The 21,339-nt window shown below is 72.1% G+C and carries 18 protein-coding genes; 4 read left to right on the top strand and 14 right to left on the bottom strand.

Going from position 1 to position 21,339, the window contains the following annotated elements:
- Positions 1 to 149 precede the first annotated feature (149 nt).
- On the top strand, positions 150 to 2,750 hold the full coding sequence (leuS, locus tag MKK70_RS30015; protein ID WP_147842702.1) for a leucine--tRNA ligase: 2,601 nt from the start codon (positions 150 to 152) through the stop codon (positions 2,748 to 2,750).
- Between the two features lie 186 nt (positions 2,751 to 2,936).
- Here leuS and MKK70_RS30010 read toward each other — a convergent pair whose 3' ends face one another.
- From MKK70_RS30010 to MKK70_RS30000, 3 genes are all read right to left on the bottom strand, one after another.
- Entirely contained in the window at positions 2,937 to 3,302 is a 366-nt protein-coding gene (locus MKK70_RS30010; protein WP_147727221.1) for a response regulator, read from the bottom strand.
- A gap of 150 nt (positions 3,303 to 3,452) precedes the next feature.
- On the bottom strand, positions 3,453 to 4,022 hold the full coding sequence (hpt, locus tag MKK70_RS30005; RefSeq protein WP_147727220.1) for a hypoxanthine phosphoribosyltransferase: 570 nt from the start codon (positions 4,020 to 4,022) through the stop codon (positions 3,453 to 3,455).
- 79 nt (positions 4,023 to 4,101) lie between these two features.
- Complete coding sequence (locus MKK70_RS30000) at positions 4,102 to 4,926, bottom strand: zinc-ribbon domain-containing protein (protein WP_243951641.1); 825 nt, start codon at positions 4,924 to 4,926, stop codon at positions 4,102 to 4,104.
- Between the two features lie 149 nt (positions 4,927 to 5,075).
- On the opposite strand from MKK70_RS30000, the gene ftsE reads away from it, so the two are divergent.
- From ftsE to MKK70_RS29985, 3 genes are all read left to right on the top strand, one after another.
- Positions 5,076 to 5,819 (top strand): cell division ATP-binding protein FtsE, encoded by a 744-nt coding sequence (gene ftsE, locus MKK70_RS29995; protein ID WP_147729645.1) that lies wholly within the window; start codon positions 5,076 to 5,078, stop codon positions 5,817 to 5,819.
- Complete coding sequence (locus MKK70_RS29990) at positions 5,819 to 6,790, top strand: cell division protein FtsX (RefSeq protein ID WP_147842704.1); 972 nt, start codon at positions 5,819 to 5,821, stop codon at positions 6,788 to 6,790. Before ftsE ends, MKK70_RS29990 begins: the two co-directional genes overlap by 1 nt.
- Positions 6,791 to 6,971: 181 nt before the next feature.
- Entirely contained in the window at positions 6,972 to 7,769 is a 798-nt protein-coding gene (locus MKK70_RS29985) for a YdcF family protein (RefSeq protein ID WP_147842706.1), read from the top strand.
- Positions 7,770 to 7,887: 118 nt separating this feature from the next.
- On the opposite strand, the gene MKK70_RS29980 is transcribed toward MKK70_RS29985, so the two are convergent.
- The 11 genes from MKK70_RS29980 to MKK70_RS29930 all read right to left on the bottom strand — a co-directional run bounded on the left by MKK70_RS29980 (position 7,888) and on the right by MKK70_RS29930 (position 21,308).
- Positions 7,888 to 8,544, bottom strand: a complete 657-nt coding sequence (locus tag MKK70_RS29980; protein WP_243951640.1) for a hypothetical protein — start codon at positions 8,542 to 8,544, stop codon at positions 7,888 to 7,890.
- Between the two features lie 61 nt (positions 8,545 to 8,605).
- Entirely contained in the window at positions 8,606 to 8,992 is a 387-nt protein-coding gene (locus MKK70_RS29975) for a hypothetical protein (protein WP_147729483.1), read from the bottom strand.
- A 384-nt stretch (positions 8,993 to 9,376) separates the two neighbouring features.
- Positions 9,377 to 9,715, bottom strand: a complete 339-nt coding sequence (locus MKK70_RS29970; protein ID WP_405041858.1) for a hypothetical protein — start codon at positions 9,713 to 9,715, stop codon at positions 9,377 to 9,379.
- A complete protein-coding gene (locus MKK70_RS29965; protein ID WP_147729862.1) occupies positions 9,712 to 10,179 on the bottom strand; it encodes a PTS sugar transporter subunit IIA in 468 nt (155 codons plus the stop codon). The genes MKK70_RS29970 and MKK70_RS29965 overlap by 4 nt, the downstream gene beginning before the upstream one ends.
- Before the next feature lie 134 nt (positions 10,180 to 10,313).
- The gene (gene hpf, locus MKK70_RS29960; RefSeq protein ID WP_147729861.1) at positions 10,314 to 10,916 is read right to left on the bottom strand and encodes a ribosome hibernation-promoting factor, HPF/YfiA family; all 603 of its coding nucleotides are present in this window, start codon (positions 10,914 to 10,916) and stop codon (positions 10,314 to 10,316) included.
- Between the two features lie 218 nt (positions 10,917 to 11,134).
- Positions 11,135 to 12,226 carry a catalase family protein gene (locus tag MKK70_RS29955; RefSeq protein ID WP_243951639.1) on the bottom strand — a complete coding sequence of 364 codons (1,092 nt, stop codon included), beginning with the start codon at positions 12,224 to 12,226 and terminating at the stop codon, positions 11,135 to 11,137.
- Between the two features lie 119 nt (positions 12,227 to 12,345).
- Complete coding sequence (rpoN, locus tag MKK70_RS29950) at positions 12,346 to 13,896, bottom strand: RNA polymerase factor sigma-54 (protein ID WP_147859997.1); 1,551 nt, start codon at positions 13,894 to 13,896, stop codon at positions 12,346 to 12,348.
- Positions 13,897 to 14,330: 434 nt separating this feature from the next.
- Entirely contained in the window at positions 14,331 to 15,953 is a 1,623-nt protein-coding gene (locus MKK70_RS29945) for an ABC-F family ATP-binding cassette domain-containing protein (RefSeq protein ID WP_147843958.1), read from the bottom strand.
- Between the two features lie 70 nt (positions 15,954 to 16,023).
- The gene (locus tag MKK70_RS29940; protein ID WP_187274913.1) at positions 16,024 to 16,377 is read right to left on the bottom strand and encodes a hypothetical protein; all 354 of its coding nucleotides are present in this window, start codon (positions 16,375 to 16,377) and stop codon (positions 16,024 to 16,026) included.
- Positions 16,378 to 16,473: 96 nt separating this feature from the next.
- The gene (locus MKK70_RS29935) at positions 16,474 to 19,602 is read right to left on the bottom strand and encodes an efflux RND transporter permease subunit (protein WP_243951638.1); all 3,129 of its coding nucleotides are present in this window, start codon (positions 19,600 to 19,602) and stop codon (positions 16,474 to 16,476) included.
- Positions 19,603 to 19,616: 14 nt separating this feature from the next.
- Entirely contained in the window at positions 19,617 to 21,308 is a 1,692-nt protein-coding gene (locus tag MKK70_RS29930; protein ID WP_243951637.1) for an efflux RND transporter periplasmic adaptor subunit, read from the bottom strand.
- Between the last annotated feature and the right edge of the window lie 31 nt (positions 21,309 to 21,339).

The raw sequence follows: 21,339 nt of genomic DNA, 5'->3' as shown, positions 1-21,339 counted from the left end.
TCTGTGCTTGCATCCGCCACAGGGATCACGCGCCGATGGATCGGCCTCGATTGCCACGCCGGCAGATCCGTTGGCCGAGCCCGCCGCGAATGTGCTAACGCCGCCGCTTCCCCGGTCCGCCCCGCCCGATCCCGGTTTTCGACGACGCCATGACCCATCCTCCCAGCCACCAGACCCTCGAGCGCTACAACGCCAAGGATTCCGAGCCGCGCTGGCAGGAGGCCTGGGCGCAGGCGCGGCTGTTCGAGACCGACAACGCCGACGCCCGCCCGAAATACTACGTGCTGGAGATGTTCCCCTATCCGTCGGGGCGCATCCACATGGGCCACGTGCGGAACTACGCGATGGGCGACGTGGTGGCGCGCTACAAGCGGGCAAAGGGGTTCGCGGTGCTGCACCCGATGGGCTGGGACGCCTTCGGGCTGCCGGCCGAGAACGCCGCGATCGAGCGGAAGACCAACCCGCGGGACTGGACCTACGCCAACATCGCGACGATGCGCGGGCAGCTGCAATCCATGGGCCTGTCGCTCGATTGGAGCCGCGAGATCGCGACCTGCGATCCGGACTACTACAAGCACCAGCAGCGCATGTTCCTCGACTTCCTCGGCAAGGGGCTGGTCACGCGCCGCACCGCCAAGGTGAACTGGGACCCGGTCGACCACACCGTGCTCGCCAACGAGCAGGTGATCGACGGGCGCGGCTGGCGCTCGGGCGCGCCGGTCGAGCAGCGCGAGCTGACGCAGTGGTTCTTCAAGATCACCGACTTCGCGCAGGATCTCTACGACGCGCTCGACGGTCTCGAGCGCTGGCCGGAGAAGGTCCGGCTGATGCAGCGGAACTGGATCGGGCGCTCGCAGGGGCTGCAGGTCCGGTTCGCCCTCGCGACGGCGGTCGAGGGGGTCGGCGAGGCGATCGAGGTCTACACCACCCGGCCCGACACCCTGTTCGGCGCGCGCTTCCTGGCGATCGCCGCCGACCATCCCGTGGCGGCGGCCCTGTCCGGCGCGAACCCGGCGCTGCAGGCCTTCGTCGACGAATGCCGGCGCATGGGCACGGCGCAGGCGGCGATCGACACGGCGGAGAAGCTCGGCTTCGACACCGGGCTCACCGTGCGCCATCCGCTCGACCCGTCCTGGACGCTGCCGGTCTACGTCGCGAACTTCGTGCTGATGGAGTACGGCACCGGCGCCGTCTTCGGCTGCCCGGCGCACGACCAGCGCGATCTCGACTTCGCCAACAAGTACGGCCTCGGCAACACTCCCGTGGTCTGCCCCGAGGACCAGGATCAGGACAGCTTCGTCATCACCGACACCGCCTTCGACGGCGACGGGCGGATGATCAACTCGCGCTATCTCGACGGCATGACGACGGGCGAGGCCTTCGAGGCGGTGGCGAACCGCCTGGAGGCGGAGGTCCTCTCCGGCCGGCCGGTCGCGGCCCGCAAGGTACAGTTCCGCCTGCGCGACTGGGGCGTGTCGCGCCAGCGCTACTGGGGCTGCCCGATCCCGATCATCCACTGCGAGGCCTGCGGCCCCGTGCCGGTGCCGGTCGCCGACCTGCCGGTGAGGCTGCCCGAGGAGGTCTCGTTCGACCAGCCCGGCAACCCGCTGGAGCGCGACCACGCCTGGCGCACCGTGCCGTGCCCGTCCTGCGGCGCGGCGGCGCGGCGCGAGACCGACACGATGGACACCTTCGTCGACTCGTCCTGGTACTACGCCCGGTTCACCGCGCCGTGGCTCGCGGACCGGCCGACCGACCCGGCGGCGGTGAATCGCTGGCTCGCCGTCGACCAGTATATCGGCGGCATCGAGCACGCGATCCTGCACCTGCTCTACGCGCGCTTCTTCATGCGGGCGATGCAGGCGACCGGCTGGTCCGGCGTCTCGGAGCCGTTCGCCGGCCTGTTCACCCAGGGCATGGTCGTCCACGAGACCTACAAGGACGCGGCCGGCGCCTGGGTGCCGCCGGCGGAGGTGCGGTTCTCGACCGAAGACGGCGAGCGCCGCGGGTTCCACGTGAAAACCTCGGCGCCCATCGCGATCGGCCCGATCGAGAAGATGTCGAAGTCGAAGAAGAACGTCGTCGACCCCGACGACATCATCGCCTCCTTCGGCGCCGACACCGCGCGCTGGTTCATGCTCTCGGATTCGCCGCCGGAGCGCGACGTGATCTGGACGGAGGAGGGCGTGCAGGGCGCCGCCCGCTTCGTGCAGCGGGTGTGGCGGCTGGTGAACGCCGCCGTCTCGGCCACCGGATCGGGCGGCGGCGACGCGGCCTTGCGCAAGGCCGCGCACAAGGCGCTCGCCGCCTTCGGCGAGGATGTCGAGCGCCTGCGCTTCAACCGCTGCGTCGCCCACGTCTACACCCTCGCCAACGCCCTTGAGGACGCGTTCCGCGGCGGCGCCTCGGCGGCGGCCGGCCGCGAGGCCGCCGGCATCCTGGTCCAGCTGATCGCGCCGATGATGCCGCACCTGGCCGAGAGCTGCTGGGCGGTGCTCGGCCGCGACGGGCTGGTCGCGCAGGCGCCGTGGCCCGGCTTCGACCCCGCTTTGCTGGTCGAGGATACGGTCGCGCTCCCGGTGCAGGTCAACGGCAAGAAGCGCGCCGACGTCACCGTCCCGCGCGACGCCGACGCGGCGGCCGTCGAGGCCCTGGTGCTCGCCGACGAGGCGGTCCGGCGCGCCCTCGAAGGCCGGACGCCCCGCAAGGTCATCGTCGTGCCCGGGCGGATCGTGAACCTGGTGGTGTGAGGAGGGGCTGCCCCCTCCCCCCTTAAGCGGGGGAGGGTGGCCCGCGCAGCGGGTCGGGAGAGGGGAGCGGCATTTCCGGATACGGCGCTCCCCTCTCCCGACCCTCGCTGACGCGAGGCCCACCCTCCCCCGCTTAAGGGGGAGGGAAGAGGCGTGCGATCGCTCGTGGATCGACCGAACGTCGTCTCAGGCCGCGAGCGCCCGGCTCACCGTGGCGCGCAGGTCCGCCAGCGAGAACGGCTTCGTCAGCACGTCGGTGACGATGGCGTCGAGGCCGCGCGCGCGCTCGCGCTGGTCGGCGAAGCCGGTCATCAGCAGGATGGTCAGGTCGGGGAAGTCGCGCTTGGCCGCGAGCGCCAGCGCGATGCCGTCCATCAGCGGCATGCGGATGTCGGTGAGCATCAGGTCGAAGGCGCCGTCGGATTCGTTCAGCCGGTCGAGGCCGTCGCTGCCGTCGATCGCCGTGACCACGGCATGGCCGTCGATCTCGAGGCCTCGCTTGAGGAAGCCGCGGACCGTCTCTTCGTCATCCACCAGAAGGATGCGCGCCATGTCGCCTGTATTCGATCCACCGAGGGAAGGCCGTCCGGCCCGGACACGTCTAGAGATCGTCTAAACATCGGCCGTCCTGTCAAGACATTTGAGGACGAAAAGCCTGGAAGTGCCGGAGGGTTGCGAAAATGCCGCGTCCCGAAACGCGGTTCAGGCCCCGCCGAACAGGTCCGGATCTTGGCTGTCGTAGTCGACGACGCCGACGAAGGGGAGCTGGCGGAAGGCGTGGGCCGCATCCATGCCGTAGCCGACGACGAAGGCGTCGGGGCAGGTGAAGCCGACGAAGTCGGCGTCGATCTGCACCGCGCGCTTGCCCGGCTTCTCGAGCAGCACCGCGGTGAGGACGCGCGAGGCGCCGCGGGCCATCAGCAGGTCCTTGGCGAAGACCACCGTGCGGCCGGATTCGAGGATGTCGTCGACGAGCAGCACGTCGCGGCCGCGCACCTCGCTCTGGACGTCGCGCAGGATCTCGACCTGGCCGGAGGAGATCGTGCCGGTGCGGTAGCTCGACAGGTGCACGAACTCGACCTGCGGCGACAGCCCGACCCGGTGCAGGGCCCGCAGCAGGTCGGCGGCGAACATGAAGCTGCCCTTCAGCACCGCCACCACGAGCAGGTTCTGCGGGGCGGCCGCCTTGATCTCGCGGGCCAACGCCTCGTTGCGCGTGGCGATGGTGGCTTCGTCGAAGAGGACGCGGACGCGTCGGGAGGGCGTGGTCATGCGCCTCCATACCCTATTCCGGCGCCGTCCGGCCACGGCCCGCCGGCGGAAAATCGACGGCGGCGCGGTCGCCCGCGACCTACTCCGCTTTCGCCGTCTCGGGTCTGGCCGTCTCCGGCCTGCCCGACTCCGGCTTGCCCGCATCCGAGAACCGGACCTCGATGCCGCGGCCCTGCTCGGGCGGATCGGAAAACCGGCCGGCGAATCGCGCGGTCTCGCCCTGCGCCAGCCGGCTGCGCGGCGGGGCGATGGTGTAGGTCCTCACGACGCCCGCGGCGGCGTCGCGCATCACGACGCTGATCGGCGGCACCAGCACCCCGCCGCGGGCGATGCCGACGAGGTCGCCCTCGACCGCGAGCTCGGCCGGCTTCTCGCCGTCGGCCGGGGTGCGGACCGCGGCGACGTCCCGGATCTCGAGGCCGCGCAGGTTCACCGGCAGGCCGATGCGGGCGAACAGCCCGGCCGCCTGCGGCAGCGCCTGCACCACCGGCACGCGGGCGAGGCAGGCGAGCGGGATCGCGGCCAAAACCACGAGGCAGGCGGCCAGGGCCGGCGACAGCCCGGCGATCCCGCCCTTGCCCTGGTTCCGGCCGAGCGGCTTGTAGCCGAGCTTGGCCTTCTTCGCCCGCGTGCCGCGCGGCGGTGCGGGGACGTTGTCGATGGTGTCGGCCGTCGCGGCGCTGCGCACCGCGGCGGAGGCCTCGGCCCAGGCATCCTCGGAGACCGTCTCGTCGGCGCCGGGGCTGGCGGCCTGCAGCTCGGCCTCGTGGGCGGCGATCACCTCGGCCGGCGACACGAACCAGGTCTCGCGGCAGGCGGCGCAGCGCACCGAACGCCCCTCGGTGCCGACGCGGGCGGTCTCGATGCGATATTCGCTGGCGCAGGTCGGGCAGACGATCAGCATACGCGGCACGCTCGTTGGCGGGGGCAGCCGGGCGGGACCTGCGGCGAAAACCCTTGGGCGATCGTCTTCGGTTAGGGTTAAGCTCCGGTGAAACCGCCCGGAGCCGGCTTGAAATGGCCATGCGCGGCGGTCATCCCGGTGCGGACGGCATGGACCGGGACGGAACGGGAGCGAACGGGCCCTTGCGCGAAACGGCGACGACGAAAAGCCTGCTCTCCGGGGCGGAAGGGCCTGTGGTCCAGTTCGAGAACGTCGGCATGCGCTACGGCCTCGGGCCGGAGGTGCTGTCCGACGTGAGCTTCCGCATCCAGCCGCACTCGTTCCAGTTCCTCACCGGGCCGTCGGGGGCCGGCAAGACGACGCTGCTGCGGCTGATCCTGCTCTCGGTGCGTCCGACCCGCGGGCTGGTCTCGGTGTTCGGCAACGAGGTCAGCGGCATCTCCAGCGCGTCGCTCACCGGCCTGCGCCGCCGCATGGGCGTGGTGTTCCAGGATTTCCGCCTGCTCGACCACCTCACGACCTACGAGAACGTGGCGCTGCCGCTGCGCGTCCAGGGCCGGGCCGAGACCAGCTACCGGGCCGAGGTCGTTGAGCTGCTGCGCTGGGTCGGCCTCGGCGAGCGCATGCACGTGCTGCCGCCGCTGCTCTCGGGCGGCGAGAAGCAGCGCGCGGCCATCGCCCGGGCGCTCATCGCCCGGCCCGACCTGCTGCTCGCCGACGAGCCGACCGGCAACGTCGACCCGAGCCTCGGGCGCCGCCTGCTGCGGCTCTTCCTCGAGCTGAACAAGCTCGGCACCTCGGTGATCATCGCCACCCACGATTTCGGGATCATGGACTCGGTCGATGCCCGCCGGATGGTGATCGGCGACGGCCGCCTGCGGATCGAAGGCTGATGGACACGACCCGCGAACGCAGCCAGGCCGCCAGGACGGCCCCGGACAGGGCCGCGGTCGATCCGGCGCTGCCCCCGACCCTGCGGCGCAACGCGCCCCTGGTCCCGACCGATTCGGCCGCGAGCCGCTCGCTCGCCGCCGTCATCGCCATCCTCACCTTCCTCGCGGGCCTGTGCGCGGGCGCGGCCGAGATCGTCGCGTCGAGCGCCGGCCAGTGGCAGGGCACCGTGGCGCAGGAGGTGACGATCCAGGTACGCCCGGCCCCCGGCCGCGACCTCGACGCCGACATCGCCCGGGCCGACGCCATCGCCAAGGCCGAGCCCGGCATCGCCGCGACGCGGGTGTTCTCCAAGGCGGAGGCCGAGCGCCTGCTCGAGCCCTGGCTCGGCAGCGGCCTCGACCTCTCCGACCTGCCGGTGCCGCGCCTGATCACCCTGAAGCTCGGCGACCAGTCCCCCGACCTCAAGCACCTGCGCGCCGGCCTCGCCGAGGCGATGCCGGGGGTCGCCAGCCTCGACGACCACGCGCTCTGGCTGCAGCGGCTCTCGACCGCGGCCAACACCTTCGTCGGCATCGGCGTCGGCATCGTCGCGCTGGTGCTGGTCGCCACGGGCCTCGCGGTGGCGTTCGCCACCCGCGGCGCCATGGCCGGAAACCGCGAGGTGGTGGAGGTGCTCCACTTCGTCGGCGCCGACGACGACTTCATCGCCCGCGCCTTCCAGCGCCGCTTCTTCGGGCTGGGGCTGCGCGGCGGGATCATCGGCTCGGCCGCGGCGCTCGCCGCCTTCGCGCTGGCCGGGCTGCTCGCCCGCACCTGGCGCTCGGGGCCGGCGGGCGACGAGGTCGAGGCTTTGTTCGGCGCCTTCCACATCGGCTGGCGCGGCTATGCCAGCGTGATGGCGATCGGCGTCATCGCCTCGCTCGTCACCGCCGTGATCTCCCGGCTGACCGTGCGGCGGTTCCTGGCCTGAGTCGCGCGTCCGGCCGGTCCGGCACCGCGCCCCGTCGGGCATCGGGGACGAACGGTTCCGAAAATCCCCGTGATCGGAAGTGCTTGGCCGTGCGTTAACCCTCCGGAAAGGCTTTGCGTCCGCAAATGCCGCCTCCGCCCCGCCGCAATCGGCGCTATTCTCCCGGAGCATGACCACGCGTATGGCGCGCGCCTTCGATCCGAGACAGGCCGGCCCCGGCGCCGAGCTCACGGGCTGGGCCTGGGACGCCCGCCCGAGGGCGATGCCGGCGGCCGCGCCCGCCGCGCGGCCCGTCGGCCCGGTGGCGCTGACGATCCTCGGCCTCGCCGGCCTCGGCGCGGTCGCGCTGCTCTCCGGCTTCCTCGCCTTCGTCGCCGCGCTCGACCGCAGCGAGCGGGTGCCGCAGGGCCGTGCCGACGGGATCGTCGCGCTGACCGGCGGCGCCCAGCGCATCGGCGACGCGATCGACCTGCTGGCCGGCGGCTACGGCCGGCGCCTGCTGATCACCGGCGTCAACGAACGCACCAGCCGCGACGAGATCGCCCGGCTCAACCCGACGCAGCGCCACTGGATCGATTGCTGCGTCGACCTCGACTACCGCGCGCGCAACACCATCGGCAACGCCATCGAGACCCGGCGCTGGATGCGCCACAACCGCTTCAGCACCGTCGCGGTGGTGACCTCGAACTACCACATGCCGCGGACCCTGATCGAGCTCGACCACGCGCTCCAGGGCGCCGACCGGATCGTGCCCCATCCGGTGATCGCCGAAGGCTTCGACGCCGCCGATTGGTGGCACAGCCCCTCGGCGACCAAGCTGCTGGCGTCCGAATACCTGAAGTTCCTGGTCGCCTGGGTCCGCACCCGCTTCGAGACCGACCCGGAAAGCTCGCGCGTCGCGATCCTGATCGGCCGCGGCAAGCCGGTGAAGGCGCCGGTGCGGATGGTCGCCGAGCCGCTGCTGCGCGATCTGCAGTAGGCCGCCCGCGCCGCTCGCCGGCCCCACCTCATGAAAAAGCCCTGCGTGCCGGGGCATCGCAGGGCTGATCGGGGGCACCGTCGCCGAGGCGACGGGCCGATCGAAGGCTGAGCGTCGCTCAGAGCGGCTTGGCGGGGTAGGTGCGCACGCCGGGGCGGGCGGCCGCGCCCGAAGGAACGCCCTGGCTCGCCGTCGCGCCGGACGGGTCGGTCGCGGTCAGCGCCGGGCCGCTCCAGCCCTCGGACCGCCAGCTCTGCGACCGCTCGTCGACGTTGACCGAGCCGTGCTGCTCGAGGATGTCCATCGCCGTCGTGGCGTGGGCGTCGTCCGTACGCACCGTCACCAGGGTGCCGCCGCGGCGGATGCCCTCGTTGTAGGTGTGGGCGTCGTTCTCGCTGATCCCGGCGCCGGTGAGCGCGCCGACGAGGCCGCCCGCGGCCGCGCCGATGCCGGCGCCCGTCAGGGTCGCGACCAGCCAGCCGGCCGCCACGACCGGCCCGACGCCGGGGATGGCGAGCAGGCCGAGGCCGGTGAGGAGGCCGGTCGCGCCGCCGACCACCGTGCCGAGCGAGGCGCCGGTCCCAGCTCCCGTCTCGGCCTTGTGGGCGGTCTCGGCATGGTCGCCCGTGCCGAGCCGGCCGGCATGCCGGTCGCCCTCGTTGTTGCTGACGACGCTGATGTCGCCGTGCGAGATGCCGGCCGCCTCGAGGCGGGACACCGCGGTGCTGGCCGCGTCGTAATCGTCGTAGAGCGCCGTGATGGTTTGCTGAGCCATGGTCAAATCCTGGATGTCGTGGGAATTGCGTGCCTGCGCCTCAGCCGTCCGGGGACGGCGATCACTGCGCGGCGACGTTGCCCTTGAAGTCGACGCCGACCTTGACCGGCTTGCCGTTCAGCATCGCGTCGCCGCGCCAGATGCCCTTGTCGTCCTTCATCAGGCCGCGGACGTCCTTGTAGCCGGCATCCTCGAGACGCTTGTGCGTCTGGGCTTCCGTGAAGCTGTTGGCGCCTTCCTCCAGCTTGGCATGCGCGGCCGCGTTGGCGGTGGCGGGCTTGCCGGCGTCGGGCCGGTCGGTGTTCGGACGCGTGACGGCTTCCTGGCCACCGGACTTCTCGCTGGACTTGGCGTCCGGAGCGGGGTTGCCCGTCGTCGTGGTCTGTGCGGACACGGTGCCCGTACCGAGAAGGGTGACGAGCGCGATGGCGGTCAGATAGCGTTGCAAGGCGGTTTCCTCTACTGTTGGTCCCCTTCAATTCCTTCGTGGCGCGAAGCGTTCCACTTTATATTTTGCGAGAACATCGTGTCGGCGGCTAACGACGGCGACGAGCTTTGCGATCACGCACGGCTTGCTTGGGAAATCTTTCGCAGCAGTTGCCACAGCGTGCGCGATGACCAGGACGCGCGCGAAACATCGCGCTCTTCCCTCCCCCCGACGGATCTCGGGCTTGCCCGAGATCCGCACCCTGTGTGCCCAAGTCGGGCAGGCCCGACTTGGGGACGGGGGAGGGAAGAGGCGTCGCCGCTTCGGTTGCAGGGATGAGAGCCGGGAGCGAAACGACGGCACGGGGCCGGGCCGATAGGAACCGGCCTCCACCCCCCTTCACGATCACCCGCGGCAGCGGGCCTTGATCGCGGCGGAGAATTCCTTCTCGGAGTCCTGGACCTGGGTCAGCCGGGCGCCGCGCTCGAAGCCCGAGAGGCAGCGACCGTAGACGCCGGCGACGCGGCGCATGGTGTCCACGTGGCGGCGCCAGATCCGGCAGGCCTTGGCGTCGTCGCCGTCGGCCTGCTCGAGCTGGTCGAGCGCCTGCCGCTGCATCGATTGGGCGACGAGCACGTCGCGGGCGCAGGTGCCGTCGGCCGCGCCCTGCTGCGCCGCGGCCGCCGCGGGCATGGCGAGGAACGCCGCGAGCGCGGCCCGGCGCAGGATGCGAGGCCCGCTCATGCGGCCTGCGAGGCCGAGGTGTGGGTGAGCAGCGCGTAGAGGGCGTGCCCGTCGCGGGCCGCGCGGATCCGGTCGAGGATTCCCGGCTCGCGCAGGATGCGCGCGACCTGGGCGAGCGCCTTCAGGTGGTCGGCGCCCGCGCCCTCGGGGGCGAGCAGCAGGAAGGCGAAGTCGACCGGGCGGCCGTCAAGGGACTCGAAGTCGACCGGGCGGTCGAGGCGGGCGACGAGCCCGAACAGCCGGTCGAGCCCCGGCAGCTTGCCGTGCGGGATCGCGACGCCGTCGCCGATGCCGGTGGAGCCGAGGCGCTCGCGCTGGAGCAGGGTCTCGTAGACGTCGCGGGCGTCGAGCGCCGGCAGGCGGCGGACGGCCTGGGCGGCGAGGTCCTGCAGCACCTGCTTCTTGGCCCGGGCGCGGAGCGAGGGCACCACGGAATCCGGATCGAGGAATTCCAGCATCGGCATTGAAGGACCGCCCGTCCGATCGAAAGCCATGGGGGCCCCGCCCCCATGAAGAGGGGGCGCGCCGCGTTGTCCGCGCGGCCCAGCCCCGAAAACATCAATCCCCGCGCCGACGGGCCGGTTCCGGCTCCCTCGGCTCAGGCCGCGGCGCTCGGCGGGTCGACCCAGCCGATCGCGCCGTCGCTGCGCCGGTATACGACGTTGATGCGGCCGGTGCCAGCATGGACGAAGACGATCACCGGGGCGCCGGTGAGGTCCAGCGCGGTGACCGCCTCGCTCACCGAGTGGCGCTTGAGGGTCTTGGTGCTCTCGGCCACGATCGGCGGATGGTTCGAGCCGTCGTCGGGCTCGTCCTCGTCCTCCTCCGGCGCGGCGAAGACCGCATAGGCCGCCTCGACCGCGGCGCCGTTCGGGCCCCCGTTCGGCCCTTGGGCGTGCTCCTTGAGCCGGTGCTTGTAGCGGCGCAGGCGCTTCTCCAGCCGGTCGGCGGTCTGCTCGAAGCTGGCGCGGGCGTCGTGCGCGGTGGACGACGCCTCGATGGTGAGCCCGGAGACGAGGTGCAGCACGCAGTCGGTGCGGTAGGCGGTGCCGTCGCGCCGGAGCGTGACGTGGCCGGTGCTCGAGTCGTTCATGTGCCCGTCGAGATACTTGGACAGGGTCGCCGCCATCCGCTCGTCGACCCGGCCCCTGAGGGCTTCGCCGAGGTCCAGGCCGTGGCCCGTGACGCGCAATGACCCCATGTATCCTCCGGTTTGGTTGACCCTGGTCTCTTGCCCGCGGATCGAGGCCCGCGGGCTTCGGCGGAACGCCGACCCGCCGTCGCGGCGGGGGACGGAGTTAAGGAGCCGGCGCAGGGGAAGTCAACGGAGAGGACCGGCCCCTCCGGCGACGGCCGCGACCCCGGGGCGAACCCGAAGCCGCGGCGCCCGAGCGCGCACCGGCCTCGACTGCCGGCGCGTCACCCGCCCGCTCGGTCGCCGCCGGCCGGCTCGTGGATCGGGCAGCCGTTGAAGCGCTCGCGGAACGCGGCCGAGTGCTTGTAGGGCGCGTTGCGCGCCCGGTTGATGTTGCCGAGCGGCCGGTGCGCGGCGAGCCCGGTCCAGACGCTGAAGCGCATGCCCTCGTCGACCGCCTGCACCCGGCCCGGCTCCCAGCTGTCCTGCGGCCGGACGGTGATCAGGCCGACCCGCTGGAACGGCGCCTCCGCCTCGTCCCACTCCACCGTCGGATCCTCCACCGGCTGGCGTTCGAGGTCGCGGCAGAGCTGGACCCGGAACTCCCACACGCCCTCGATGCCCCACATCTCGGACTGGACCGTCTCGCGGATCGCGTTCGGTCGCCCCGAGGCGTCGATCTCGGTGCCGGTGAGCGCGGTCAGCGCCGGGGCGACGGGGGCGACCGAGAACTTCGCGATGTGGTCGCCGTACCGGAACGGGGTGACGCTGTAGTAGGTCTCGCCGAGCGGATCGACGTTCGGTGCGCCGCCGAGCGCGCCGATGGTCGGGCTGTCGATGCCGACCGCGTGCAGCGCCTTGTTGACCCCGCGCAGCACGGTGGAGGCGGCGACCTTCAGGCCCTCGGCCCGGTCGGTGGTGCCGGCGAGCAGCTTCAGGCTGCCCAGGAACTTGTCGGCGTTCGGCGCCTGGAACACCGTGCCGTTGACGAAGATGAAGTTCTGCGTGGTGCCCTCGGCGTCGGGCAGCCGCTCGCCCGCGACGTCGAGCACCTTCAGGGCGAGGCCGCGCGGCAGCGAGACGGCGTCGGGCAGGATGTCGCCCGCGTTCGTCGAGAGCCGCAGGTAGACCTTGTGCTCGCCGGGCGTGGCGAACAGACCCTGCGCCAGCTCGGGCGGCAGGTCCGCGTCGATCCTGAGCACGCCCTCGAGGATGCCGTGCGCCTTGGCGTGGACGGAGCGCACCGCGTGCCCGGAATCCTCGGCCACCGTCTTGAGGATGGTGTCGAAGGTCTCGTTGAGCTTGTCGATCGTCCGCCCTTCCTCGACGGTCACGGTCTCGACGTCAGGATTGTAGTGAACCGGGCTCGCGAGCATGCAACGTCTCCTGAACTTGCTTGCGCACAACCAATCATGTCCGGATCCGTTCCCGGTTCGAGCCTCGGATCCAGGCTATAGGCCGCCGCGGACGGCGCACGCGACCGGTTCGCGGGCTCTCAGCGCGCCATCATCGCCCCGGGCTGCATCCCGCCCTGCGCATAGCGCTCGCGCCGGCGCTCGATCGAGGACGGGATCCGCAGCGATTCCCGGTACTTCGCCACCGTGCGGCGGGCGATGTCGACGCCCTCGCCGCGCAGCTTCTGCACCAGGGCGTCGTCGGAGAGCACGTCGTCCGAGGTCTCGCCGTCGACGAGCTGCTTGATGCGGTGGCGCACGGCTTCCGAGGAATGCGCGGCGGTGCCCGCCGCGCCCGGGATCGCGGCGGTGAAGAAGTACTTCATCTCCAGGGTGCCGCGGCTGGTGCCGATCGCCTTGTTGGAGGTGACGCGCGAGACGGTGGATTCGTGCATCCCGATCGCCTCGGCGACCGTCTTCAGGTTCAGCGGCCGCAGGTGCGCGACGCCGTGGACGAAGAACCCGTCCTGCTGGCGCACGATCTCGGTGGCGACCTTGAGGATCGTGCGCGCGCGCTGCTCCAGGCTCCGGGTGAGCCAGTTCGCGGTCTGCAGGGCCTCGGAGAGGAAGGCCTTGTCCCCCTCGGCCTTCGCACCCCGGACCACGCGGGCGTAGTAGCTCTGGTTGACCAGCACCCGCGGCAGCGCCTCGCCGTTCAGCTCCACCAGCCAGGAGCCGTCGGGGGCCGCGCGCACGAACACGTCGGGGATCAGCACCTCGACGCCGCTGGAGCCGAAGGCCCGCCCGGGCTTGGGGTCGAGCCGGCGGATCTCGGCCAGCATCTCGACGAGGTCCTCGTCGTCGACACCGCACAGGCGCCGCAGCGCCGAGAAATCGCGCTTGGCCACGAGGTCGAGGCGGGAGACCAGCGCCTGCATCGCCGGGTCGAACCGGTTCTGCTCGCGCAGCTGGATAGCCAGGCACTCGGCGAGGTCGCGCGCGGCGATGCCGGCCGGATCGAAGCTCTGGACGAGCTTGAGCACGCCCGCCACCCGGTCGAGGGAGGCGCCGAGGCGCTCGGCCACCGCGTCGATCGATTCGCGCAGGTATCCGGCCTCGTCCACCGCATCGATCAGGAAGCCGCCGATCAGCCGGTCGGTGGCGTCGCGGGTGGCGAGGTCGAGCTGGCGGCCGAGATGCTCGCGCAGGGAGGTCTCGACGGTGAGCGTCGCCTCGAAGTCCGGCGCCTCCGAATCGAAGCTGCCGCCGGTGCTGCCGTAGGGCGCGGGCGTCAGCGAGAGCATGTCGCCGGTGGCCGCCTCGCGGATCGGGCTCGGCGCGTCGTCGGGGTAGACGTTGTCGAGGCGGGCGTCGAAATCGCCGTCGATCTCGCCGCGGCCCGGGTCGACCTCGGCGGCGGTCCACTCGGCGGCGCCCTCGAAGGTCTCGGCGGCGGGTTCCGCGCCCTCGGCCGGCCCCTCGGACGGCTCGGCCTCGGCGCGCTCCAGGAGCGGGTTGCGCTCCAGCTCGGCATCGACGTAGGCCGCGAGATCGAGCTGGGAGAGTTGGAGAAGCTTGATCGCTTGCAGAAGCTGCGGTGTCATCACCAGGGACTGGCCCTGGCGCATTTCCAGCCGTTGCAGCAAACTCATCGCGTGGCCTCGGTCCTCTTCGGTGAACAGGCCGCGCCCCGCGTTATTACGCTATAGGCACGGTTCTTGCTTAAGCCCTAGTGAAACGCTGTAAACCGATCCCGGCCGCGCGTCAAAGCGTGATGGCCGGTCGTCGCGTTGGTTCGGGGGACGGTGGCACCGGCGCCACAGCCACGGGGGGCGCCCGTCCCGCTCGCCGACCCGGCGGGCCGATGGGCTCGGCCCGGCCGCCCACGCAGACCTCGCATGCCGAAGCGGCGCGATCCCGCTCGGGAATCGTGCCGGCTCGACCGGCCGGCGGGGGCGCGGTTCGGCACTCGCGCATGCGGCGATCGGGGGCGATGGCCGCCACCCTGCAGCCGTCGCCAGGGCGGCGCGGGACGTCGCGGATGCGGTCGAGGCGCCGCAGCTCGTGCCGCGCTCCGGTCCCGTGCTCAGCTGCGCAGGCCGGGCGCCTCCTGGCCCGTGCGGGCGACGTACTCGGTGTAGCCGCCGCCGTACTGGTGGATGCCGTCGGGCGTGAGCTCGAGCACCCGGTTCGAGAGCGCGGCCAGGAAGTGGCGGTCGTGGCTCACGAACAGCATCGTGCCCTCGTAAGCGGAGAGCGCGTCGATCAGCATCGCCTTGGTGCCGATGTCGAGGTGGTTGGTCGGCTCGTCGAGCACCAGGAAGTTCGGCGGGTCGAACAGCATCTTGGCCATCACCAGCCGCGCCTTCTCGCCGCCCGAGAGCACCCGGCAGCGCTTCTCGACGTCGTCGCCCGAGAACCCGAAGCAGCCGGCGAGCGCGCGCAGGGAGCCCTGGCCGGCCTGCGGGAAGGTGCTCTCCAGGTCCTGGAACACGGTGAGGTCGCCGTCGAGCAGGTCCATGGCGTGCTGGGCGAAGTAGCCGAGCTTGACGCTGCCGCCGACCGCCACCGTGCCGTCGTCGGGCTGGGCCGAGCCCGTCACGAGCTTCAGCAGCGTCGACTTGCCGGCGCCGTTGACCCCCATCACGCACCAGCGCTCGCGCCGGCGGATGCCGAAATCGAGGTTTTGGTAGATCGTGCGGCTGCCGTAGCGCTTGTGCACGCCCTTCAGCATCACGACGTCGTCGCCCGAGCGCGGCGCCGGCTGGAACTCGAACGCCACCGATTGGCGCCGCTTCGGCGGCTCGACGCGCTCGATCTTGTCGAGCTTCTTCACCCGGCTCTGCACCTGGGCGGCGTGGCTCGCCCGCGCCTTGAAGCGCTCGATGAACTTGATCTCCTTGGCGAGCATCGCCTGCTGGCGCTCGAACTGCGCCTGCTGCTGGCTCTCGTTGAGTGCGCGCTGCTGCTCGTAGAAGGCGTAGTCGCCCGAGAAGGTGGTCAGCGTGCCGCCGTCGATCTCGATCACCTTGCCGACGATGCGGTTCATGAACTCGCGGTCGTGCGAGGTCATCAGCAGCGCGCCCTCGAACCCCTTGAGGAAGGATTCGAGCCAGATCAGGCTCTCGATGTCGAGGTGGTTGGAGGGCTCGTCGAGGAGCATCACGTCCGGGTTCATCAGCAGGATGCGGGCAAGCGCCACGCGCATCTTCCAGCCGCCGGACAGCTTGCCGACGTCCCCGTCCATCATCTCCTGGGAGAAGCTCAGGCCGGCCAGCACCTCGTAGGCCCGGCCTTCGAGCGCGTAGCCGTCGAGCTCCTCGAAGCGCGCCTGGACCTCGCCGTAGCGGGCGATCAGCGCGTCCATCTCGTCGGCCCGGTCGGGATCGGAGAACGCCGCCTCCAGCGCCTTCATCTCCAGGCCGACGGCGCTGACCGGGCCGGCGCCGTCCATCACCGCCGAGACGACGCTGCAGCCCGACATCTCGCCGACGTCCTGGCTGAAGTAGCCGATGGTGACGCCGCGATCGGTGGCGACCTGGCCCTCGTCGGGCTCCTCCTCGCCGGTGATCATCCGGAACAGGGTGGTCTTGCCGGCGCCGTTGGGGCCGACGAGGCCGATCTTCTCGCCCTTCTGCAGGGCGGCGGACGCCTCGATGAAGACGATCTGCCGGCCGTTCTGCTTGCCGATCTTTTCGAGGCGTATCATGCGGTCAGGGACCCTCGGGATGGTCCCGCGGGCCTTACGGCATCGGGCCCGCGACCGGAAGGGCGCCGGGCTATCGCGCGAAGCGGGCCTGCAGGCTGTGCCCGTGCATCCGCGCCGAGAACACCACCTTTGCGCCGGCGGGCAGCGGCCCCTTGAGCGCGCCGACCATGCGGTTCGGCGCGGCGCCGGCGAGCGGCACCGTCTCGGTCCCGGCCCCGGTCTGGACGAAGGCCTTGCCCGTCAGCCCCGCGGTCGCGGCCGGGCCGCCGTCGTCGTCGGTGACGAAGAACGTCAGCGCGGTCTCCGACGCGACGAGCTCGATCGGATGCCCGTCCGCCACCACCACGACGCCGCCGTTCGGGCCGGCGGCGCGGGCCGGGGCGGCGAGGGCAAGGAGGAGGGCGATGGCGAGGACGGGGCGCATGGACGGCTCCTGGGTTTTACGGGGTGGCGACATTGGTTCAGCAGGACTAGGTGCGTCTTCCCTCCCCCCTTTGCGGGGGAGGGAAGTGACGCACCGTCAAAACGCATCGGCCGTCGCAACCCCGGTCGGCGCCTCCGCCCGGGCGGCGGCGCGCAGGCGCTCCACCGGCCGGCGGCCGAAGCCGAGGAACAGGATCGGCGTCAGCACCGTGTCGAGCAGCGTCGCGCTGATCAGGCCGCCGAAGATCGTCACGGCGACCGGGTGCAGGATCTCCTTGCCGGGCGCGTCGGCGCCGACGAGCAGCGGCGCCAGCGCGATGCCGGCGGCGAGCGCGGTCATCAGCACCGGCGTCAGCCGCTCCAGGCTGCCGCGGATCACGAGGTCCGGCCCGAACGGCAGGTCCTCGTGGATCGCGAGGTTCAGCCAATGGCTGATCTTGAGGATGCCGTTGCGCGTCGCGATGCCGGTCAGGGTGATGAAGCCGATCATCGAGGCGACCGAGAGCGGCTGCCCGGCGAGCCACAGGGCGACCACCGAGCCGATCAGCGCCAGCGGGATGCTGCCGAGGATGATCAGCGTCAGCACGGCCGAGCGGTAGCGCCCGTAGAGCAGGGTGAAGACCAGCGCCAGCGACACGAGCGAGAGCAGGCCGATGGTGCGCGCCGCCTCGCCCTGCGCCTGGAACGCGCCTTCGAGGCTGGTCGCGTACCCGGCCGGCAGCTGCGTCCCCCCGACCTGCTGGCGGATGGCGGCGACGACCCGGCCCATGTCGGCGCCGGGCGCGGTGTTGGCCTGGACGACGATGCGCCGGCGCGCGTTCTCGCGAAGGATCTGGTTCGGGCCGTCGGTCTCGCGGATGTCGGCGATCTGGCGGGCCGGCACCCAGCCGGAGGGCGTCTCGACCAGGAGGTCGCCGAGCGCCTGGGTGGTGCGCTGGGTGTCGGAGAGCCGCATCACCACGTCGAAGCGGCGGATGCCGTCGACCACGCGCGAGACCACTTGGCCGTTCGAGAGCCGGCTCAGCTGGTCCACGAGCGCCGCCGGCTGCACCCCATAGAGGGCGGCCCGCGCGTAGTCGACGCGGACCTCGAGCTGCGGGATCAGCACCTGCTTCTCGACCTGCAGGTCGGCGATGCCGGGGATCGCGGACAGGCGCTGGCGCAGGTCGTCGGCGAGGCGCCGCAACGTATCGAGGTCGTCGCCGAAGATCTTCAGCGCGATCTCGGCGCGCACCCCCGAGAGCATGTGGTCGAGCCGGTGCGAGATCGGCTGGCCGACGTTGACGGAGACCGGCAGCAGGGCGAGGCGGGCGCGGATGTCGGCGACGAGGGCGTCCTTGGGCCGGGCGCCGGGCTTCAGGTCGACCTCGAGGTCGGAGGAGTGGACGCCCTCGGCATGCTCGTCGAGCTCGGCCCGGCCGGTGCGGCGGCCGACCGAGCGCACGTCCGGGATCTCGAGGAGCAGGCGCTCGGCCACCAGCCCCATCCGGTTGCTCTCGGGCAGCGAGATGCCGGGGTTGAACGCCATGTTGACGGTGAACGAGCCCTCGTTGAACGGCGGCAGGAAGGCGCGCGGCAGCCACGTCGCCGCGACGGCGGCGGCCGCGACCGCGAGCCCGGCCGCGAGCAGGATCGGGCGCCCGCGGGGCAGGGCGACGCGCAGGGTCGCGGCGAGCGCGCGCTTGAGCCCGCGGATCAGCCCGCTCTCGTGCTGGTCGAGGCGCTTGAGGCCGGGCAGGAGGTAGTAGGCCATCACCGGCGTCAGGGTGATCGAGACCACGAGGCTCGCCAGGATCGCGACGATGTAGGCCTGCCCCAGCGGCGCGAACAGCCGGCCCTCGATGCCGGAGAGCGCGAACAGCGGCACGAACACCAGCACGATCACCATCGTCGCGTAGACGATGCCCGAGCGCACCTCCTGCGAGGCGGAGACCACCACGTCGAAGGTCGAGCGCGGGTCGCCCGCCGCGCGGTTCTCGCGAAGGCGCCGGAAGATGTTCTCGACGTCGACCACGGCGTCGTCGACCAGCTCGCCGATGGCGATGGCGAGCCCCCCGAGGGTCATCGTGTTGATCGACAGGCCGGCGAGGTGGAAGGCGATGGCCGTCGCCAGGATCGAGACCGGGATCGCGGTGAGCGAGATCGCCGTGGTGCGCAGGTTCAGCAGGAACGCGAACAGGACGATCGCCACCACCGCGATCGCTTCCGCCAGCACGTGCTCGACATTGCCGATCGAGGTCTCGATGAAGTTCGCCTGCCGGAAGATCAGCCGGTCGGCGCGCACGCCCTTCGGCAGGGTGGCGGTGATCTCGGCGAGCGCCGCCTCGATCCGCGCGGTGAGCGCGACGGTGTCGGTGCCGGGCTGCTTCTCCACCGAGATCACCACCGCCGGCGCGCCCATGTAGCCGGCATCGCCCCGCTTCACGCGCGCCGAGAACGACGCCTCCGCCACCTGCCGCAGGAAGACCGGCCGGCCGTCGACCGTGGCGACGACCATGTTGCGCAGGTCGTCGAGGTCCATCGTCCGGCCGAGGTTCCGGATCAGGTATTCGCGGGCGTACTGGTCGGTGAAGCCGCCGCCGGTGTTGGTGCCGAACTGCGCCAGGGCCGCCTCGAGCTGGGCCTGCTTGACGCCGAGCGCCCGCAACGCGGCGGGCTGCGGCGCGACGCGGAACTGGCGGACCTCGCCGCCCATCGGGATCACCTGCGCGACGCCGGGAATCGAGAGCAGGCGCGGCCGGATCGTGAAGTCGGCGATCTCGCGCAGGCGCATCGGATCGACCGTGTCGGCGGTGAGCGCGACCATGACGATCTGCCCCATGATCGAGGAGATCGGCCCCATCGTCGGGCTCACCTCCGCCGGCAGCTGCGGCCGCGCCATCGCAAGGCGCTCGGCCACCTGCTGGCGGTTGCGGTAGATGTCGGTGCCCCAGTCGAACTCGACAGTGACCACCGACAGCCCGACGCCGGAGACCGAGCGCACCCGGGTGACGCCGGGCAGCCCGTTCATCTGCGTCTCGAGCGGGAAGGTAACGAGCTGCTCGACCTCCTGCGGCGCAAGCCCTTCGGCCTCCGACATGATGGTGACGGTGGGCCGGTTGAGGTCGGGGAAGACGTCGACGGGCAGCCGCGTGACGGTGAAGGCGCCGTAGACGACGAGGATCGCGGCGACGGCGAGAACCGCCAGCCGGTTCCGCAGGGCCTGGGTGACGAGGAGCGTGAACATGCGCGGGCTCCCCGTCAGCGGATCTGGTTGAGGAGCTCGGCGCCCTGCGTCACGATCCGCCGGCCGGGCTCGAGCCCGGAGACCACCCGGACGCGGGCGGCGTCGAGGGGCTCGACCTGGACCTCGCGCGGCGCGAAGCGCTCGGGGGCGACGTGCTCGTAGACCAGGGTCTGGCCGTTGCCGCCGCGGACCACGCCGAGCCGCGGCAGGGCGAGGCCGGTCTGCTGCGTGTCGGTGGCGGCGAGCACCGTCACGAACTGGCCGGTGCGCAGCTCGGGCGGCGCGTCGCGCACGGCGAACTGGATCGGCACCGCCTGGGCCCGGTCGGCGAGGCCGGCGCCGCGATAGGCGAGCTCGAGCCGTCGGCCGTCGGCGAGCCGCGCGGTGGCGTCGGCGGTGCTGGCGAGCGCGTCGAAGCTCAGCGCCTCGACCCAGAGCCGGGACGGGTCGACGATCTTGAACACCATCGCGCCCGGGCTCGCCATCTGGCCGGCGACCGCGTTGGCCTCGGCGATCACCCCCGAGACCGGCGCGGACAGCGCCTCCGGCTGCGAGCGGACGCCGTCGAGCGCCGTGCGGCGGTCGACGAGGCCCTTCAGCTCGGCATCCGCGTCGTCGATCTGCACCTGCGAGACCGCGCCGCCGGGGCTCAGCTTGCGGTAGCGCTCGACCCGGCGCGCGACGATGGCGATCTGCTGGTCGAGCTCGCCCTGGCGCTGGCGCATGTCGGACACGTCCACCGCCTGGACCGGCGGCGTGACGAAGGCCAGCACCTCGCCCTTGCGCACGCGGGTGCCGAGGCGCGGGAACAGGCCGGATTCCGGCGGCGACAGCCGGCCGCCGACCGAGGATTGCACCACGCCGCTGCCGTTCGGGTCGGCGATGATCCGGCCGGGCAGCTCGGTCGTCCGCGCCAGCACGCCCGACGCGGTGACGAGGGTGCGCAGGGTCAGCACGCGCTGGGTGGGTTTCGGCACGAACACCGACCCGTCGGGCAGGCGGCGGGCGAGGTCCTGGGCGCCGGTGGCGGCCATCGGGGTCGGGGCCTCGTGGTCGTCGTCGCCGTGCGCGAAGGCCGCCGGCGCCAGCACGAGCCCGGCCGCGAGCACGACGAGGGCGAGTGCCGCGCCGCTCCGGCGCCCGCGCATCAGCACCGTCGCGAGGATGCCGAGCACGAAGCCGGCGCCGCCGACGAGGAACGGCATCGGGTCGGCGCTGCGCAGGTGCAAGCCGAAATCGTGGGCGACGGCGAGGCCGGCATGCCACGGCGCGGGCTCGGGCGTCGGGGCCGGCGGCACCGGCACGTCGAGGTCGACCGGGAACAGGTCGGTCTTGCCGCCGACGGTCACCGTGAACAGCACGTCGTAGTCGCCGGGCACCGCGCTCCAGGGGGCGTCGAGGCGGTAGCTCCCGTCGGGGCCCGCGACCGCGGCGGCCTTGCCCGCCGGCGTCTCCGCCTCGATCGTCGCGTCGGCCACGGGCTCGTTGGTGTCGGCACGGTCGAGGAACAGCGTCAGCCTGCCGTCGCGCGCCACCGCGACGAGCTCGAGCGCGTCGGTGCTCGACGCGCCGCGCGGGGCCTCGACGGCGGGCGCCGCCTTCGGCCCGTCGGAATGGTCGTGGCCTTCGTGGGCGCGCGCCGCGCCGGCCCACAGGCCGAGGGTGAGCGCGGCCGCCGCGAGGGCAGCCGGGAGCCGGATCGTCATGGGAGAGCAACCTTCGCATCGGGACGGGCGC

The organism is Methylobacterium sp. E-041 (genome assembly GCF_022829665.1).
Lineage (GTDB): Bacteria > Pseudomonadota > Alphaproteobacteria > Rhizobiales > Beijerinckiaceae > Methylobacterium.
The sequence above is the reverse complement of the archived record's forward strand: the minus strand, read 5'-3'. Positions and strand labels throughout refer to the sequence as shown.